The sequence below is a fragment of the Allokutzneria multivorans genome, assembly GCF_039537405.1.
In the GTDB taxonomy this organism is placed as follows: domain Bacteria; phylum Actinomycetota; class Actinomycetes; order Mycobacteriales; family Pseudonocardiaceae; genus Allokutzneria; species Allokutzneria multivorans.
Window position 1 is genome coordinate 13,712 of the sequence record NZ_BAABAL010000001.1, and the last position, 16,150, is coordinate 29,861.

Sequence of the window (16,150 nt, forward strand, 5' to 3'; positions counted from 1 at the left end):
TTGAAGACTGGCGGACAGCTCAGCGTTTGGGCCAGTGCCAGGCGGGGCGGTCGAGGGGTTGCTGGCCGGAGAGGACGGTCGCGCCGAAGTCCTTCGCCAGCTCCAGGGTCTCGGCGTGCTCGTCCACCACCTCCAGGGCGCGCACGAGCGGCCGGGCGTGCGAGACCACCACGACCTGCGTCTTGGTGGCGGCGGTGGCGATGAGCGCGGCGAGCGCGGGCAGCAGGTCGGGGTGCAGGCTGGTCTCGGGCTCGTTGAGCACCAGCAGCTCCGGCGGCCGTGGGCTGAGCAGCGCCGCCACCAGCAGCAGGTAGCGCAGCGTCCCGTCGGACAGTTCGGCGGCGCCCAGCGGGCGGAGCAGCCCGTGCTGCCGGAACAGCAGCTCGAAGCGGCCGTCCTCGCCGGTCACCTCGACCGTGACCCGCGAGCCGGGGAACGCGTTGTCGATCGCGGCGGCCAGGGCGTCGGCGTCGCCGATCTCCACGATGGTCTGGAGCGCGGCGGCGAGGTCCGCGCCCTCGTGGTCGAGCACCGGCGTGCGCGTGCCGACCCTCGCCTGCCTGGCGGGCGCGCCCGCGTCGGTGCGGAAGTGGTCGTAGAAGCGCCACGAGCGGATCTTTTCGCGCAGCACCAACACTTCCGGTGACGCGCGAGGATCGGCGAACTCGCTGAGCATGCTGTCGGTGAGGCCGATCTTGTGGTGCTCCTCGCCCCACGCGCCACTGGTCCCGCGCGCCCGCACGACCGGCCCGGCGCGATCGGCCATCAACGTGGACGTGCGCAGCACGGGACCGCTCCAGATGCTCTCGCGCTTGATCTCCGGATCGCGGTTGAACGCCGTCGGACCGGGCTGGGGGACCGGCAAGCCCATGTCGATCGCGTAGCCGAACTCCTCGCCGGAGAAGCCCAGGCGCAGCCCCACCGGCTTCGTCCTGCGCACGCCCTGCACCGGCGCCCGGCCCTCGCGCACCGCCCGCCCCAGCGTCTCCGGGCCCGCCCACAACGTCGACGACAGGCCGCCCTCCCTGGCGAGCGCGGCGACGGCGCCGTTGCGCGCGGCGTCGGCGAGCAGCCGCATGGCGCGGTAGAGGCTGGACTTGCCGCTGCCGTTGGCCCCGGTCACCACGGTCAGCCGGGACAGCGGCAGCACGAGGTCGCGGAGCGAGCGGTAGTTCTGGACGGCGAGAGTGGTGAGCACGAACCCGAAGCTAGCCGGACTCCCCGACAGTCACCGCCACCACCAGTCGACGGAGGGCAGGCCGGGCGGACCGACGGCGGAGGGGGCGTCGGAGACGGCGGCCAACGTTTGGATGGCTCCGGGGTGGCCGCCGTCGGGGTTGGAGTAGCGGCCGGTCTCCAAGCCCCACTCGAAGTTCCCGCGCAGCGTGCACGTCAGGTTGTGCAGGTAGCGCGCGAGCGGGGGAGACGCGGTCGGCAGCACCTCGTTGCGCAGCTCGAAGAACCGCGCAACGATCCGATCGCGCAGCGCGACGCACTCCGCGAGCTCGAGGCCGGTCTGGTGGATGCCGACGAAATCGGGCTGCGAGCGCATCACCCACAGGTCCTTGCCGCGCGAGTACAGGTCGTTGTCGATCGCCGCGACCACACCGGTCATCTCGGTGAGCGCCCGCACCCTCGGCGAGGTGATCTCGCGCTCCGACACCACGGCGGCCTCGGAGAGCTGGCACCACGTGAACGTCGGCTCCGCCCCCGCGTACATCACGCGCGCGGACAGGTAGTCGTTGAGGCTCTGCTCCGAGCGCTTCGCGGCCGAGATCTCCCACGCGGCGCCGAGCAACCACTTCAGGTGGCTGTCGGCCAGCCGCCGCACGTGCTCGGGGGAGCAGGAGCGGTGCACGCGGGCCGCGAGGTCGGTGATGGGCGCGGTGAACGGGTTGTCGCGTGGCAGCACGTTCGCGTCGGGTGCTTCGAGGGTCCGCACGATCCGGACGGCGAAGTCCAGCATCGAGCCGGGATCGCCGTCGCTGGGCACGTCGTCGAAGACGAACATCAGGTACGCCCAGTCGACCGCGGGTTGCAGGCGCTCCACGTCGGCCATCGGGCACAGGTAGCCGAAGAAGTGTGCGGAGCGGCTGTCGCGGACGCGCGTCTCCTGCACCGGGTCCGCGCAGAAGCCGTAGCGGGCCATCCACGCGAGCCCGCGCTCTTCGAGCACGTCGATGCGCGGGTGCGTCTTCAGCGCAGCCGGGAAGTACATGGGCGGCAGCTGCACGGTGATGGTCGGTGACACAGGTGCGATCGTCACACGGCTCCCCGGCTGACCAGCTGTAGTTTCAGGTCTCGCGGATGCAGCACGGCGCGCGGTCTCGGACCCTTGCTCGGGCCGGGCACGGTCCGCAGCTCCCACCGCCGCGCCAGCCCGGCCACGACGATCATCAGCTGCGTGAGGGCGAAGGTGTCACCGGCGCACTTGCGCGCCCCCTCGCCGAAGACGAGGAACGAGCCGGGGCAGCCCGAGGTCGCGTTGAGCCACCGGTCGGGGTCGAAGCGGTCCGGCTCCGGATACACCCGCGCCAGCCGTTGGACCAGGTACGCGCTGTAGATCACGTTCGCCCCGGCGGGGATGGTGTGCCCGCCGAGCGTGGTCCTGCTCGTGGTGCCCCTGGCCAGCAGCCACGCGGGCGGGTAGAGCCGCAGCGTCTCGGTCACCACGGCGCGGGTGTAAGGCAGGTGGATCAGGTCCTCGTAGGTGGGCGCGCGGTCACCCAGAACGGTGTCTACCTCCCGCTGCACCCGCGCCTGCACGTCCGGGTGCTCGGCGAGCATGCGCATGGCCCAGCTCCCGCTGGAGGCGGTGGTCTCGGTCCCGGCCAGGAACAGGCCGGTCACCATCGCGGCCATCTCCGCGTCGTCGGGAGCGTCGGCGACGCCGTTCTCGACGTCCTGCGCGGCGAGCAGCACGGCCATCATGTCGTCGCGCTTCTCGTCTGTGCTGCGGTAGCCGGTGATCAACTGGTGGATGCTGTCCTGGAGCTGCCGCCGCGCGCGGACGAACGAGCGGTTGGCGGGCAGCGGCAGCCAGTTGACCACGGCGGGGCTGAGCATCCGCCGGAACACCCCGCGCACCAGGTCGGGGAGTGCGACGCGGATGCCCGCGACCGCCTCCGGGTCCGAGGCCTCGGTGAACATGACGCGGGCGGTGGTCTCCGAGGTGAAGCGCAGCGTGAACGGGGACACCGGCAGCACCTGCCCGTGCCGCCACGACGCGGTCTCCTCGGCGAGCACCTCGTTCATGATCTCGGCGTAGTGCGGCATCCGGGCCCGGTGGAAGGCGGGCTGGACCATCCGCCGCTGCCTGCGGTGCTCGGCGCGCACGGTGGTGATCACGCCTTCGCCCTCGACCTCGCGGGCGCGTCGCCACAGCGGCCCGGTCTTGTCGAAGACCTTCTCGTTGGTGATCACCTGGTGCGCCAGTTCCGGATCGCACACCACGATCGCGCGCAGCGGCCCGAAGCGGACCGAGACGAGGTCCCCGTGCGCCGGTAACGACGCGATGAAGCGCAACGGGTCGCGCAGCAGCGCGACCGCGTGCCCCACCAAGGGGAGCGCGCCGGGCGCGGTGCCCGCCACGGCGACCCCGGTGCTCCGAGTTGTGCTGCTCATCAGTGCCACTCCCTGCTCTGACCCCCAGGTCAGCGTGGCGATCGTTGCTCACTCAATGAGAGCAATGGGAGCCCACCTGGATGGTATTCACCCGAATGGGCGTAGCGGAGCGTACTCCGGTGGGAGCTCGTGCGCGCAAGTGTGGGCTCCACCTGCGCGAGCCTTCCGTTGCGCTGGGTAGTCGCCGGCGATCCGATCGCGGGACACGCCGTTGAGCGCGAGCACGGTGTCCCCGGCCGCCAGCACCTGCTCCCGCATGCGCGCGTGGTCCACCGCCGAGGCCCTGAACGACGGTGCCCACAGCGACCACGGCCCGGAGATCGCCGCCACGGTGGGGATCAGGTGGCTCTGGTAGTGCGTGCCGAGCCCGCCGAACGAACAGTGCTGCGGCACGCGCGCGGGATCAGCCGGATCAGCGCCTGGGATCACGGACGTGCGCTGCACGGAACGCCGCGCGACCGCCTGGCTCACCGCGTCGTCGAGCACCTGGTTGCCGACGAACCACGCGGACTCCTCGGCGGCTCCGGTGAAGCGCAGTTCGCGTCCTGCGCCGTTCGCGCGCGGTGACGCCTGGATCTCCCGTGTACCAAGGTGTTCGAGGACCATTGCGTAGGCGACGGTGCCTTGGTCGTACTCCTCGTCCAGGATGCGTGCCCGGTGTTCGGTGCCCTCGACGGAGCGGTGCAGGTGGCCCGTTGCGAACACGAATTCGATCGTGCGCGTGCGGCAGCGAATCGGGAGTCTGGAGAAGTAGTCGGCCAGCGCCAGCATCGCGACAGTCCCGTTCTCCTGCACCCACGTGGTGCCATCGGTGTTGGTGCCGATCACCACGCGTTCCGCGCTCTGCCCCGGCAGCGTGGCGATCAGCGTCCGCGTGCTCGCCCCGTCAGTCTTCGCGCGGACGGAAACGCTTGCCTGGCTTCCCAAAAGTCCCTTCAGCCGCTCGGCCTCGTCGACGCCGACGAACACGCCGGGCACGCGGTAGTGCGTGCCGGTGTGCGGGTCCCAGTAGCCCTTCACCTGCGCACGCGGGAAGTCGAAGGCGATGATCAGCCCGGCCGCCCCCGCAACACCCGCGTCGATGAGATCGCGGTTCAGCTCCGGCTCGGCCGTGTAGCCCCGGTCCACGGTGGGGAAGTCGCGCAGGACCACCTTGCCGCGCGCGTTCTCCACTGTGATCGGCGAGGTCCTCGGCAGATAGGTCAGCGGGCCTTTTCCTTTGGTGGACAAGGAGTACGGGATCGCTCCCGCCACCGCGACCGGGCGCCCGCCCGCGCTCAGCGAACCGGCTCCGACGATGTCGCCGCCCCGGGGTTGCCAGCGCTGGATGCGCAGTTCCTCCGACTTCGTGGTGAAGCCGGGCATGCGTCGCACCCGCTGCTCCAGCCAGTCCACCACCCGGCGGTGCGCGGGACTGCCGGTCGACCTCAGCCCGAAGCCCGCGACCGTCGCGTTCATCGCGCGCAAGGCCCCCGCGCCTGCGAACCGGCGTTCGTCGACAACCTGCGGACAGGGCGCGAAATCCTGGGCGTCAGCGCGGGGGACCGGCGTCGTGCCGGTCACCATCAGCGCGCACAGCACGGCCAACAGCCGTTTCGGCATGGCTCCTCCTTGCTCGGCGGGTGAGCGCCCACCGAGCAGGGCGAAGCTCTAGTGCGGCGCTCGCTTCGCTTGACGACGCAACTGGAGGATTCGGGCCGCGCCGACCAGGGCCACCAGCGCCGCGCCGCCGATCGCGGCGAACAGCAGCGAAACGCCGAGGGGCCAGGTGAAGGACGCGCCGAGGAAGTGGATCGTCACGTCGGTCAGGTTCTGCAGGATGAACACCAACAGGAAGATGAGCACGACGATAGCCACGACCACGGCCACCCAGGTACCGCTGATCCGGGTCGGTCGGGCTCTGCCGGACGGGCTGGACGCGCTCGTCCCGGGCCCCGGCACCGGAGGTGCGACGGGCCCCGGGACGGGGACGGGTTCGGTGGGGATGTGGTCGGTGGGGATCTGATCAGACACGCGGTCGTCACTGGGAGTGCTCACGCGTGCAGTATCAGTGCACCCCAGGCCTCTCGCACGTCAGCGCGGAGCGGTTCCGATCGCGTCGGTGACACCGGTGACCACGGAGCTGAACTCGTGCAGCTCGCCGTCGAGCACGGTCCGGTCGCCGATGTAGTCGCCGGTCTTCGGATCGATGATCAGGTCGAGGGTCCTGCTGGGCTCGGTGATCCTGATCGCGGTGCCGACCCGCCCGCCGAGGTTGTCCTGGCGGTTGCCGACCGTCGCGCCGGGGATCTTCGCCACCGCCCGGTACATCGCGGCGCGCAGGTCGTCCGGGATCTGCCCGGTGCTGAGCGCGCTGCGTGCCGCGTGCATCGCGCACGCGTCCGCCAGACACGTGGAGTCGCGGAGCACCACGAACAGCCGCTGTGGGTCGCGCGGGAGCTTCGCGAGGTACTCCGGCGTCGGGCGGTACAACGAGGGCGGCAGCTCCTTGGCGGGCTCGGAGGAAGGAGTCAGCGTCTCGGGGCCCACCTTGGCGCCGAGGCCGGGGCCGCGCCGGAACTTCGGCGGCGGGAAGTCGCCGTTCTTCGCGCGGGCCTCCCACGGGATCTCGGTGGAACCGTAGGGCGCGTTCTTGGCCTGCTCCGCTGTGCAGGAGCGCGTCTCCAGAGGCTCGGTGACCGCGACGCGGCGCTGCCATTCCTGCTTCCAGTCGGCAGGGATCCAGGTCTCCTCGGTGCGTTCCTGGCGGTACCAGCAGTTGGCCGACATCGCCCCGTTGAGCACCACGCCGAACCACTTCGACTCGACCTTCTTGATGTAGCGGAACTGGCCGGGCTCGCCAGGAGCGGCCTTGGTGCTCGTGGTCGCGTCCGCCGCACTGGTCAGCACGGCGACGGCCTCGGCGTTGGCCGGTGGTGCGCCGCCGCCGAGGTTCAGCGCGCCGACCGTGCCCAAGGTCAACGCGGTCACGCCCGCGGCCGCCGCGAGCCACCGGCGCGAAGTTCGCTGCTGTTGCTGGGCGGCGGGACCGGCGAGGACCCGCGCGCGCCCGGCCTCGAAGGCGTGCTGCGACATCGGGGGCACGTCAGGTGCGAGTTCCCGCACCGCGGAGTCGACTCGATCATCGGTTCGATCAGCGTTGTCATGCATGGCGACTTGCCTCCTGCTCGTCACTGATTCCCAAGGCAGCGCCGTCCACGAGCCCGTTGAGCTTCTTCCTGGCCCTGTGCAGCCAGCTGCGGACGGTGCCAACCGGCACGTCGAGCACTTCGGAGATCTCGGCGGGGGTCATGTCGGCCCACGCGACCATCAGCAGCGCGTCGCGCTCCTCCACGCGCAGCGCGGCAACCGCCTTGGCCAACCGGCCCGCGAGGTGCCGGGCGTCGGCGATGTCCACCACGCGGTTGCTCAGCTCGCCTGCTTCGACCCGGCGTCCACCGTGCCGCGCGAGCGCACGCAACCGCCGCACCTCGGTGCGGGTGTGCCCGCGCAGCACGTTGGTGGCCAGCCCGTACAGCCACGACTTCGGGCTGGCCCTCGTCGGGTCGTAGCGCTGCCGGTGCTCCCACAGCAGCAGGAACGTGTCGGCGACCAGGTCGTCGGCGGCGTCGGGACCGACGCGCCGAGCCAGGTAGCCGTGCAGCTGCCGCGCGTGCTCGTCGTACAAGTCCGCCAGCGCGGGCAGCCCGTCGAGATCACTCATCCTGTGCACGCATCCTGATTGACCGCAGTGGCTCGCAGCGTTGCGCTCATCTCGCCAAACAGGCCCGCACCTGGTCAAGCCCCCGCGCGATGCCCTCCTGGGTGACAGCGCCGTAGCCGAAGACGAGCCCGGGGCGGGCGGAGGCGCTCCTGGAGCACTCGGCGAGCGTCATGATCCCCACGCCCTCCGCGCGCATCCGCGCCACCGCCGGAGCCGGGTCCTCGTCGGCGAGCGCGGTCACGTGCAGCCCCGCCGAGCAGGGGATCAGGGTGAGCCCAGCGGGCAGGCTGGTGGTCAGGAGTTCGTGGCGCGCTTGGTATTCACGCCGCATCCGGCGGATGTGCCGGGCCAGCAGCCCCTCGTCGATGAAGCGCGCGAGCGCGGCCTGCGCGGCCATCGGAGCGGCCCAGTCGCTGACGTACTTGGCAGCTCGCAGAGCTCGGCGCAGCGGCGCGGGCGCGACCAGGAAACCGATCCGCAGCGACGGCAGCATGACCTTGGAGAACGAGCCCACGTAGACCACGTGCCCGGAACTGTCGAGGTTCTGCAACGGCTCGATCGGACGGCCGCCGTAGCGGAACTCGGTGTCATAGTCGTCCTCGATGATCAGCGCCTGGTTGCGCCTCGCCCAGTCGAGCAGCGCGGTGCGCCGCCGCAAAGACATGGGCACACCAAGGGGAAACTGGTGCGACGGCGTCACGTAGACCACGCGCGCGTCATCGGGCAGCGCGTCGACGCACAGCCCTTCCTCGTCGACGGGAACGCGCACGACCTCCGCGCCGAGCGACTGGAACAGCAACTGCGCGGGCGGATAGCCAGGGTCCTCGACCGCGATCCGATCACCGGGTTCGAGCATCACGCGACAGATCAGGTCGAGCGCCTGCTGAATCCCGCTTGTCACAACGATGTCGCCCGGTCCGGTCCGCACAGCGCGTGAAACGCCGATGTGCCGGGCGATCGCCGCGCGCAGCCCCGCGTGCCCGGCCGGATTCCCGTAGCCGTGCACGGGTTCTTCGCGCGCGAGCAACCTCCGCCAGCTCTCGTGCGGGAACAGCTCCGTGTCCGGCACACCGACGCGGAAGTCGTAGCGGACGTCTGTGTTGTCGCGATCGGGCCACGGGACGATCGAGGCCCACAGCGGCCTGGGACGCAACGCCGAGCCCGGGGTGACCGTGTGCGCGGGAGCTCCGGCGGAGCTGACGAACGTGCCGGAGCCGGCGCGGCCGGTCAGGTAGCCCTCGCCCATCAGGCGGTCGTAGGCGACGCTCACCGTGTTGCGGGCGACCGAGAGGTGCCGGGCCAGCTCGCGCGTCGGTGGCAGCGCGTCCTCCGGCCGCAACCGGCCCTCCAGGATCGCGGCGCGGAGCTGCCGGTAAATCTGTCCGGCCAGGTCACGGCGCCCGTCGAGGCTGATGTGCACGTCCACACCGCCAGGGTATTGGCCCAGTGGAGTTCGCGGATATTGGATCTCGCATTGGGCCGATCCCGTTCCTAGGCTCGCCGCATGGACATCCGCGAACTCGACCGCCGCGCCCTGGCCCTCGCCGGGGAGATCGTCAAGCACGTCAAGCCCGACCAGCTGGAGCTGCCCACGCCCTGCCCCGACTGGACGCTGCACGGCCTGCTCCGCCACCTCGTCAGCCAGAACCAGGGCTTCGCCGCCGCCGCGCGCGGGAACGGCGGGCCGCTGATGGTGTGGCGGCGCGGAGACCTCGGCGATAACCCGTACCGCGCCTACGCGGCCTCGGCGGTCGCGGTCACCACGGCCTTCGCCGACGATGCCGTGCTGGAACGGCGGTTCACGCTGCCGGAGGTGCGCGAGGGCATCGAGTTCCCGGGCCGCGTCGCGATCTCCTTCCACTTCGTCGACTTCGTCGCCCACGCGTGGGACGTCGCGAAAACCATTGGTGTGCCTTGGGAACCCGACGCTGAGGTCGTCGCCGCCGGGCTCCGCGTCGCGGAGAAGGTGCCCGACTCCGACCGTGGCCCCGGCACCGGATTCGGTCAGCGCGTCCCCGTGCCGGAGGGTGTCTCGCCGCGCGATCACCTGCTCGCGTTGCTCGGCCGGTCGCCGGAGTGGCGGCCTGGATGCTGAGATCGAGCTGGCGCGCAGGGCCCGCGAGCGGCTCCGGCGGTCCGGTTCTCGTCAGCGTCACCGAGTTCACCAGCTCCACGTTCCTGCGCCTGCCCGGCATCGCCCGCGCGGCCTTCGAGCTGCGCCGCGAGTGGCCGCGCCTGGACGGCGCCGTCGGCATGTGGCTGTGGGCGGCGCCGTTGTCCCGGCGCGTCGGCTCGGTGTCGCTGTGGGCGAACGAGGAGGCGATGCACGGCTTCGTCCGCCTGCCCGCGCACGTCGCGGTGATGCGCGAGCACGGCCGCTCGGCCGCTGTGCGGGCGACGCGGTGGTGGACGGACGGCCACGATCAGGCTGACATTTGGCGCGATGCCCAACGGTGGCTGATCTCCACGCCCTCGCAGCCCTAGTCTTGATCAATGGCGACGTGGGTTGACCTGGTTCGGTACGTCAAGGCCGCATACCGGGTGATCAGTGAGGAAGACGGGGAGCTGCGCATCCTCCACCGCTTCGAATCGCAGTTCGACGGCATGGGTGACGAGCGCGAGCAGGTGGTGGTGATCCACCGCGAGATCCTCGACGGCAAGCACGAGTGGGTGCAGATCGTCTCCCCGTGCGGGCTCGTCTCGGAGATCGACCTCAAGCGCTTCCTGGAAGAGGTCGGGCACACCACGGTCGCGGGCGGCGCGGCGATCATCGGCGAGCACGTGGTGGTGCGGCACTCGCTGCCGCTGGAGAACCTCGACCCCAACGAGTTCGACGACCCGCTCCAGCTCGTCGTCGGCACCGCTGACGAGCTGGAGGAGAAGTTCGTCGGCGGCGACGACTACTAGGGCCTGTCCTGCAAGTCGCCGGGTTCGGCGGTCTTCAAGACCTACACACCCCTGCCCCAGCGGTCTTCAACGACGGCAAACCTCGCGAGGCTGCTGGGTTTGCGGCGGTTGGCGATGATCAACAGGGGGGTTTGGTGGTCTTGAAGACACCCCGACCCCCAGCGGCACCGTGACCGGAATACGCAGCTCAACCACTTACAGGACAGGCCCTCGCCCTACTGGATCAGTTCCACCCGCACCGGGGTGACGTCGCCGGTGTCGATGCCTTCGGCCTTCCGGATGGCGCGTTTGACCGGCAGCACGTAGCAGCCGCGCGCGCCGTCCGGGAAGATCGACGTCCGCCACGTGCTGCCGCCCACCGTGACCTGCACGCGCACGGCGCCGAAGCCGCGCCTAGGCCCGGCGGTCACCTCGCGGATCACCTCTGAGGCGTCCTCGGGCAGGGACACGAACGTCCAGCTCTGGTCACTCCGGGCGTCCCAGAGCCACAGCTCCGCTTCGAAGTCGACGATCACCTCCACAGCATCGCACCGGGCACCGACAGCCTTGCAGAAACGGACTGCGGTCCGTATGGTTCGGTTCAGCGGACTGGAGTCCGGTTACTTGGGAGGTATCGACATGACCGTGCTGATCTCGCGCGATGAGCTGAGGGCCGCCATCGAGGACGGCACCGTCCTGGACACCCTGGGCGGCGACTACTACGCGCAGGCGCACCTGCCCGGCGCGCTGCCGCTCGTGCTCTCCGAGGTCGACAAGGCCGCGTCCGCGCTGCTGCCCGACGAGGACGCGCTGATCGTCACCTACTGCACCGGCCCGACCTGCCCGAACAGCGGCCAGGTCGCGGACCGGCTGACGGCGCTGGGCTACACCAACGTCCGGAAGTACCGCGAGGGCATCCAGGACTGGGTGAGCGCGGGCCTGCCGACCGAGTCGGCCTAGCGCCTGTCCCGCACGTCATCAGGTTCGCCGGTCTTCAAGACCACCACACCCCCACCATCTCCAACGGCAGCAAGCCCACAAGGACCGCTGGGTTTGCGGCGGTTAACGATGATCAACAGCGGGGTTTGGTGGTCTTGAAGACACCCCAACCCCGGCGACACCGTGACCGGAGAGCACAGCTCAGCGCTCTCGGCCTCGGCGCGCGGTCCCTCTACTTCGGCAGCCGGGGCGCCGCGGCCTCGGCGAGGGCGGTCGCCATCGCGCACTTCCGCTCGAACGGCTCGTCCTGGCCCGTGACCGAGAGCAGCACCACCTCGGTCTTGCCGTGCACGAGTTTGGCTTCACAGCCCGCGTCGTCGCCATCGCCGACGGCCTTCAGGTAGACGTCGTGCCCGGAGGCGGTCCTGCGGTGCCGCCCGTCCTTCTCCTCGGTGAACGGCCCGTCACTCTGGCCGAAGAGCACATCGACGTACATGCGGTTGGCCGTGCTCCTCCATCTGCACCACCACGAACCGAACTTGACTTCACGCTTGGCCGGATCCACGCCGGGAACCCTGGCGAGCGCGTCGGCCGGAGTCAGCTCGCAGGCGTCGACCCAGGCCAGCGACGCGGCGGCGAACGGGGTGCGCCGACGCCGGATCTGGGCGCTCGCCGCGACGGTGGCGGCGTGGTCGGCGGCGGTATCGGCGATGGAACAGAGGTCCGGCATCGCACCGCCGTTGTGGCGGGCCTCCACGTAGACCTGGTGCTCGTCCGGCAACACCACGTTCCGCGAGCACTTGCCGTCCTCGACGGGCCTCCTGGCCACGCTGATCGACCCGACCTCGTCGATCGTCCCCTCCAAGGGGCTGGAGAGTTCGAGCTGCACCACCACGGTGACGTTGCCGCTCCCGCGCACGAACGCGTCGCAGCGGGCGAACCCGGAGGACTCGGGATCCACCGTGGCCGCGCCGAAACGGGCGAGCACCCTCGCGTCCACCAGCCCGCACGGATCCGCGGTTCTCGGATCTCCCACCCCGAGCGGCAGCGGGGTGTCGGGGAACAGGAACGGCACGGCCGCCGCGACGACCACGGCCAGGCCCGCGAACAGGGAGCGGTGGCGCTTCTTCGGCACGGCGGGTTCACCGTCGGCGATCAGCCGCAGGAGCCGCCGCGCGCGGTCGGCGTCGGGCCGGGCCGCCGGATCACGACGCATCAGCTCCGCGAGGACCGGCGCGAGCGGCCCGGCGTTGGCCGCCACGGGAACCGGGGCGGTCGCGACCCGGCGCAGCAACGCGAGCGGGTTCTCCGCGTCACCGTAAGGCGGCTTGCCCTCCACTGCGGTGAACAGGGTCGCACCGAGGGAAAACACGTCGGAGGCGGCCGTAGGCTCCTCACCGTTGGCGATCTCGGGCGCGAGGAACGCGGGTGTACCGCCGACCAGGCCGCTCTGCGTCCTGGTGGCCTCGGTGCCGAGCACCCGGGAGATGCCGAAGTCGCTGAGCTTGACCGTGCCATCGGAGTCGATCAGCACGTTGCTCGGCTTGATGTCGCGGTGCAGCACGTCGTTCGCGTGCACCACGGCCAGCGCGTCCGCGAGCTGCGCGCCGAGCCGCGCGACCCGCTCGTACGGCATCGCGCCCTCGATGTGGATCAACGTGCTCAGGTTGCCCGACGGCATGTGCTCCATGACGAGCCACCACTCGTCGCCGTCGTGCACCTCGCCGAGGAAGGAGACGATGTTGGGGTGGTCGAGCCGGGCCACGATGGTCGCCTCGCGTCGCAACAGGTCGCGGGAGCGGTCGTCCCCCGTGGCCTGCTTCAGTGCGACCTCGCGGCCGTGGTGCTCGTCGATCGCGCGCCAGACCGTGCCCATGCCGCCCGCGCCGATGTGCTGCTCAAGCCGGTACCGACCGGCAACGACGGTCCCCGAACGCACCGATGTTCTCCCCCGTCACGCGCTGTGCGGGGCACCGTACTGCACCACCGCGGGCACGCTGCAGGAGCTTGCCAAGGCTCTGGCAAACGCCAAGCCAGGCGGCTACGAGGGCACGTTCGTGATCACCGGCGGGGGCTCACGGCTCCGCTGAGGACGAGCTGGATCAGCTGGTCCATGCCGCGATGGACGCGCTCGGCCGGCAGCGCGCGCGTGGTGGCTCGCCGGAGGTCGGCGGCCAGCGGCGCCATCAACGCGTGGGCGAGGTGTTCGGCGTCCAGCTCCGGGCGTGCTTCGGAGAGCAGGAAGCGGACGTGCTGGTGCCAGAAGGCGTAGGCGCCGATGCGGTAGCGGGCCCCGGGACTCGCGGTCTCCGAGAGGTGCACCAGGTCCAGGTTGGCGTCGAGGAACTCGGCGTAGGCGGCGAAGAAGGCGAGCAGGCGGTCTCCGGGAGGCGCGCCGGGGCCCAGCGGCTCCGGGCCGGAGAGGATCGCCTCCTGGAGGTCGCGCTCGCGCGCGTCCAGCAGTGCGGCCGCCATGCCCGCCTTGTCGCCGAAGCGCCGGAACAGGGTTCCCTTGCCCACCTTGGCCTCGGCGGCGATCTGGTCCATCGACACGCCGTCGACGCCGTGCTCGGCGAAAAGGCGCGCCGCGGCGTCCAGGATCTTCAGCCGGTTGCGGGCGGCGTCGGCCCGTTCCTTCGGCGGCTCACCGAATCGCGGCAGTGCCCCTACGTCCACAGCGACAGGACTGTAGTCCGATTTTCCCGTCACACCAAGCCTCTCAGTCTGTCCTCAGTGGACTGAGAAGCTGCTCGCGGAGGATGTCGGCGTGGCCGCAGTGCTGGGCCAGTTCGCGGAGCACGTGCGAGTACACCCAGCTCAGCGCCAGCGGCCCCCGGCGGTTGCCGGTCAGCACGAAGTCGAGCGTGAGGTCAGCGGTGGCGCGGCGGGACACCTCGCAGGCTTCGCTGTGCGCGCGGCGGATGCTCTCGATGGTGTCCTCGTCGGTGAGCACGAACGTCTCGTCCGGCGTCGCGGGGAGCCCCAGTTCGGCGCGGGGCTTGCCGGTGATCCCCTCGACGAACCAGACCTTCTCGACGAACGTGGCGTGCTTGACGAGCCCGAGCAGCGTGGTGCGCGAGGACACCAGCCGTGCGCGCGCCTGTTCCTCGGTCAGCCCCTCCAGGCAGTTGTTGAGCTGCGCGCGGTGTTCGTCGATGAACGCTTCGATCGTCGTCTTCACCGGCCGAGTATTTCACTGGGATTTCAGAACGGTTCTCTACGGTCGCGTCGCTCACGCCGCGCCCCAGGAGGTCACCTTGCCCAGTCGGAGAAGTCTGTTGAAGGCCGCCGGTGGTCTCACCGCCGCCGTCGCCCTCGGCGCCGCCGCCGCTCCGACGGCCCTGGCCGCCCCCGGTTTGCGCGTCGTGCAGCGCGACGAGCGCGACCCCCGCATGTGGTACTACCGCTTCGCCACCGACGCGATCGGCTGGGAGCCCGCCGTGAACGTGCTGCTGCCCGATGGCTACCACGGCAGCGGGCGCCGCTACCCCGTGCTCTACCTGTTGCACGGCGGCGGGCACGACCAGGACTTCATGACCTTCGACCGGCTCCAGATCCGCAGGCTCACCGCAGGCAAGCCGATCATCATCGTGATGCCCGACGGCGGTCACGCCGGGTGGTACTCCAACCCCGTCAGCTCCAACACCGGGCCCCGCAACTGGGAGACCTTCCACATCGGACAGTTGCTGCCCTGGATCGAGCAGAACTTCCGCACCTACGCCGAGTACGACGGCCGCGCGGTCGCCGGTTTCTCCATGGGCGGCTTCGGCGCGCTCAAGTACGCCGCCAAGTACTTCGGCCATTTCGCTTCCGTCAGTTCCCACTCCGGCCCCGCCAGCCTGCGCCGCGACGGAGGTTTGGTGACGCACTGGGCGAACCTGTCCTCGGCCGCGCTCGACCTCGGCGGCGGTTCCATCTACGGCGTTCCGCTGTGGGACGAGGGCAGGGTCACCGCCGACAACCCCTGCCAGCGCATCGAGAGCTACCGCAACAAGCGCGTCTTCCTGGTCGCGGGCACCAGCCCCGATCCGGTCAACTGGTTCGACACCGTCAACGAGACCCAGGTCCTCGCCGGGCAGCGGGAGTTCCGTTCCCTGTTGCACAACGCCGGAATCCCGCACGAGTTCTACGAGGAGCCCGGCGGCCACTTCGTCCGCGAGCACCTGCTCGTCCGCGACATCGACGGCGCCATCGCCCGTCTCCGCAAGGCCTAACCGTTGAGGGTCGGCTGGTCTTCAAGACCACCAAACCCCCCTGTTGATCATCGTTAACCACCGCAACCCTGTGGCCTTGCGGGGTTTGCTGTCGTTGAAGACGGTGGGGGTGGGGGTTGGGTGGTCTTGAAGACACCCCAACCCCGGCGGGACAGCGCTAGAACGGCGCGGGTTCTGCGATGGGTTCGAGTTCGGTGTCGTAGGTGCGCTTCGCTGGTGTGGTCCATCGGTGGGTGCCGTCGTCGAGGTTTTCGCACCTCCAGTTGGAGTGGGTCTTCATGGTGTGGTGGTGACGGCACTTCGGCCGCAGGTTCTTGATGGTGGTGTTGGTGCCGTCGAACGGTCGGCAATGATCAAGATCGCAGCGGTGTGACGGCTGCTGGCACCCGATCGCTGTGCAGCGCGGGTACCGGGCGTTGATGAGTTCGCGTTGTTTCGGCGACGGCCGGTAGGTATCGCTGACTTCTTCGGCCATGCCGGTGGCGGGGTCGGTGAGGATGCGTTTCCAGATGCCGCCCTTGGCGATGTCCTGGGCGACGTTCGTGGGGATGGGTCCGTATCCGGCCAGCATGCCCGGGTCATCGGTGAGACCGAGCAGTGCCGTGACGGGCATCGTCAGGTAGACCATCGTCTGGCCCTGCGGCGCCGGAGTATCGAGGCCCAGCAACAGATCCCGAGCCACATCCGCCCGCTTCTGATCCAACGTCCGATCATCCTTCGGCAGAGATTTCGCGATCCGGTCGATGTGATCGAAGGCCATCGCCGTGTCATGCGCGGTCATGGT

General features: G+C 70.2%; 18 protein-coding genes. 5 read left to right on the top strand and 13 right to left on the bottom strand.

Annotation, left to right across the window (positions count from 1 at the left end; genetic code table 11):
• Nucleotides 1-19: 19 nt before the first annotated feature.
• From ABD798_RS00075 to pdxR, 8 genes are all read right to left on the bottom strand, one after another.
• A complete protein-coding gene (locus tag ABD798_RS00075; RefSeq protein WP_344870304.1) occupies nucleotides 20-1,198 on the bottom strand; it encodes an AAA family ATPase in 1,179 nt (392 codons plus the stop codon).
• A gap of 30 nt (nucleotides 1,199-1,228) precedes the next feature.
• A complete protein-coding gene (locus tag ABD798_RS00080; RefSeq protein ID WP_344870305.1) occupies nucleotides 1,229-2,251 on the bottom strand; it encodes a phomopsene synthase in 1,023 nt (340 codons plus the stop codon).
• Nucleotides 2,252-2,262: 11 nt separating this feature from the next.
• Nucleotides 2,263-3,624: a cytochrome P450 gene (locus ABD798_RS00085; protein WP_344870307.1), complete on the bottom strand. Its 1,362-nt coding sequence runs from the start codon at nucleotides 3,622-3,624 to the stop codon at nucleotides 2,263-2,265.
• A gap of 87 nt (nucleotides 3,625-3,711) precedes the next feature.
• Nucleotides 3,712-5,226 carry a zinc-binding metallopeptidase family protein gene (locus tag ABD798_RS00090; protein WP_344870308.1) on the bottom strand — a complete coding sequence of 505 codons (1,515 nt, stop codon included), beginning with the start codon at nucleotides 5,224-5,226 and terminating at the stop codon, nucleotides 3,712-3,714.
• Nucleotides 5,227-5,274: 48 nt separating this feature from the next.
• Nucleotides 5,275-5,661 carry a LapA family protein gene (locus tag ABD798_RS00095; RefSeq protein ID WP_425549146.1) on the bottom strand — a complete coding sequence of 129 codons (387 nt, stop codon included), beginning with the start codon at nucleotides 5,659-5,661 and terminating at the stop codon, nucleotides 5,275-5,277.
• A 36-nt stretch (nucleotides 5,662-5,697) separates the two neighbouring features.
• On the bottom strand, nucleotides 5,698-6,699 hold the full coding sequence (locus ABD798_RS00100) for a CU044_5270 family protein (protein ID WP_344870310.1): 1,002 nt from the start codon (nucleotides 6,697-6,699) through the stop codon (nucleotides 5,698-5,700).
• 67 nt (nucleotides 6,700-6,766) lie between these two features.
• Nucleotides 6,767-7,327 carry an RNA polymerase sigma factor gene (locus ABD798_RS00105; RefSeq protein ID WP_344870311.1) on the bottom strand — a complete coding sequence of 187 codons (561 nt, stop codon included), beginning with the start codon at nucleotides 7,325-7,327 and terminating at the stop codon, nucleotides 6,767-6,769.
• Between the two features lie 46 nt (nucleotides 7,328-7,373).
• Complete coding sequence (pdxR, locus tag ABD798_RS00110) at nucleotides 7,374-8,753, bottom strand: MocR-like pyridoxine biosynthesis transcription factor PdxR (protein ID WP_344870312.1); 1,380 nt, start codon at nucleotides 8,751-8,753, stop codon at nucleotides 7,374-7,376.
• A gap of 78 nt (nucleotides 8,754-8,831) precedes the next feature.
• Between pdxR and ABD798_RS00115 the strand changes: the two genes are divergently transcribed.
• The 3 genes from ABD798_RS00115 to ABD798_RS00125 are packed head-to-tail and all read left to right on the top strand — an operon-like array spanning nucleotide 8,832 to nucleotide 10,234.
• Nucleotides 8,832-9,422, top strand: coding sequence for a TIGR03086 family metal-binding protein (locus ABD798_RS00115; RefSeq protein ID WP_344870313.1), 591 nt, complete (start codon nucleotides 8,832-8,834; stop codon nucleotides 9,420-9,422).
• Entirely contained in the window at nucleotides 9,416-9,811 is a 396-nt protein-coding gene (locus ABD798_RS00120) for a hypothetical protein (protein WP_344870314.1), read from the top strand. The genes ABD798_RS00115 and ABD798_RS00120 overlap by 7 nt, the downstream gene beginning before the upstream one ends.
• A gap of 9 nt (nucleotides 9,812-9,820) precedes the next feature.
• Entirely contained in the window at nucleotides 9,821-10,234 is a 414-nt protein-coding gene (locus tag ABD798_RS00125) for a type III secretion system chaperone family protein (protein WP_344870315.1), read from the top strand.
• A 215-nt stretch (nucleotides 10,235-10,449) separates the two neighbouring features.
• Here ABD798_RS00125 and ABD798_RS00130 read toward each other — a convergent pair whose 3' ends face one another.
• The gene (locus tag ABD798_RS00130; protein ID WP_344870316.1) at nucleotides 10,450-10,749 is read right to left on the bottom strand and encodes a DUF1905 domain-containing protein; all 300 of its coding nucleotides are present in this window, start codon (nucleotides 10,747-10,749) and stop codon (nucleotides 10,450-10,452) included.
• Nucleotides 10,750-10,852: 103 nt separating this feature from the next.
• Here ABD798_RS00130 and ABD798_RS00135 point away from each other — a divergent pair, with 103 nt between their 5' ends.
• Nucleotides 10,853-11,173 (top strand): rhodanese-like domain-containing protein, encoded by a 321-nt coding sequence (locus ABD798_RS00135; protein ID WP_344870317.1) that lies wholly within the window; start codon nucleotides 10,853-10,855, stop codon nucleotides 11,171-11,173.
• A gap of 211 nt (nucleotides 11,174-11,384) precedes the next feature.
• On the opposite strand, the gene ABD798_RS00140 is transcribed toward ABD798_RS00135, so the two are convergent.
• The 3 genes from ABD798_RS00140 to ABD798_RS00150 all read right to left on the bottom strand — a co-directional run bounded on the left by ABD798_RS00140 (nucleotide 11,385) and on the right by ABD798_RS00150 (nucleotide 14,333).
• Entirely contained in the window at nucleotides 11,385-13,091 is a 1,707-nt protein-coding gene (locus ABD798_RS00140; protein ID WP_344870318.1) for a serine/threonine-protein kinase, read from the bottom strand.
• Between the two features lie 122 nt (nucleotides 13,092-13,213).
• On the bottom strand, nucleotides 13,214-13,828 hold the full coding sequence (locus ABD798_RS00145; RefSeq protein WP_344870319.1) for a TetR/AcrR family transcriptional regulator: 615 nt from the start codon (nucleotides 13,826-13,828) through the stop codon (nucleotides 13,214-13,216).
• A gap of 43 nt (nucleotides 13,829-13,871) precedes the next feature.
• Entirely contained in the window at nucleotides 13,872-14,333 is a 462-nt protein-coding gene (locus ABD798_RS00150; RefSeq protein ID WP_344870320.1) for a DinB family protein, read from the bottom strand.
• A gap of 76 nt (nucleotides 14,334-14,409) precedes the next feature.
• Here ABD798_RS00150 and ABD798_RS00155 point away from each other — a divergent pair, with 76 nt between their 5' ends.
• Nucleotides 14,410-15,366: an alpha/beta hydrolase gene (locus ABD798_RS00155; RefSeq protein ID WP_344870321.1), complete on the top strand. Its 957-nt coding sequence runs from the start codon at nucleotides 14,410-14,412 to the stop codon at nucleotides 15,364-15,366.
• Between the two features lie 157 nt (nucleotides 15,367-15,523).
• On the opposite strand, the gene ABD798_RS00160 is transcribed toward ABD798_RS00155, so the two are convergent.
• Nucleotides 15,524-16,150: HNH endonuclease signature motif containing protein (locus ABD798_RS00160; protein ID WP_344870323.1), on the bottom strand; the 627-nt coding region annotated here is incomplete at its 5' end.

Bases quoted from the DNA above. Each gene is read 5' to 3' on its own strand.
- ABD798_RS00085 (WP_344870307.1), bottom strand. From the start codon at position 3,624: ATGAGCAGCACAACTCGGAGCACCGGGGTCGCCGTGGCGGGCACCGCG.
- ABD798_RS00090 (WP_344870308.1), bottom strand. From the start codon at position 5,226: ATGCCGAAACGGCTGTTGGCCGTGCTGTGCGCGCTGATGGTGACCGGC.
- ABD798_RS00100 (WP_344870310.1), bottom strand. From the start codon at position 6,699: ATGTCGCAGCACGCCTTCGAGGCCGGGCGCGCGCGGGTCCTCGCCGGT.
- ABD798_RS00105 (WP_344870311.1), bottom strand. From the start codon at position 7,327: ATGAGTGATCTCGACGGGCTGCCCGCGCTGGCGGACTTGTACGACGAG.
- ABD798_RS00115 (WP_344870313.1), top strand. From the start codon at position 8,832: ATGGACATCCGCGAACTCGACCGCCGCGCCCTGGCCCTCGCCGGGGAG.
- ABD798_RS00120 (WP_344870314.1), top strand. From the start codon at position 9,416: ATGCTGAGATCGAGCTGGCGCGCAGGGCCCGCGAGCGGCTCCGGCGGT.
- ABD798_RS00125 (WP_344870315.1), top strand. From the start codon at position 9,821: ATGGCGACGTGGGTTGACCTGGTTCGGTACGTCAAGGCCGCATACCGG.
- ABD798_RS00135 (WP_344870317.1), top strand. From the start codon at position 10,853: ATGACCGTGCTGATCTCGCGCGATGAGCTGAGGGCCGCCATCGAGGAC.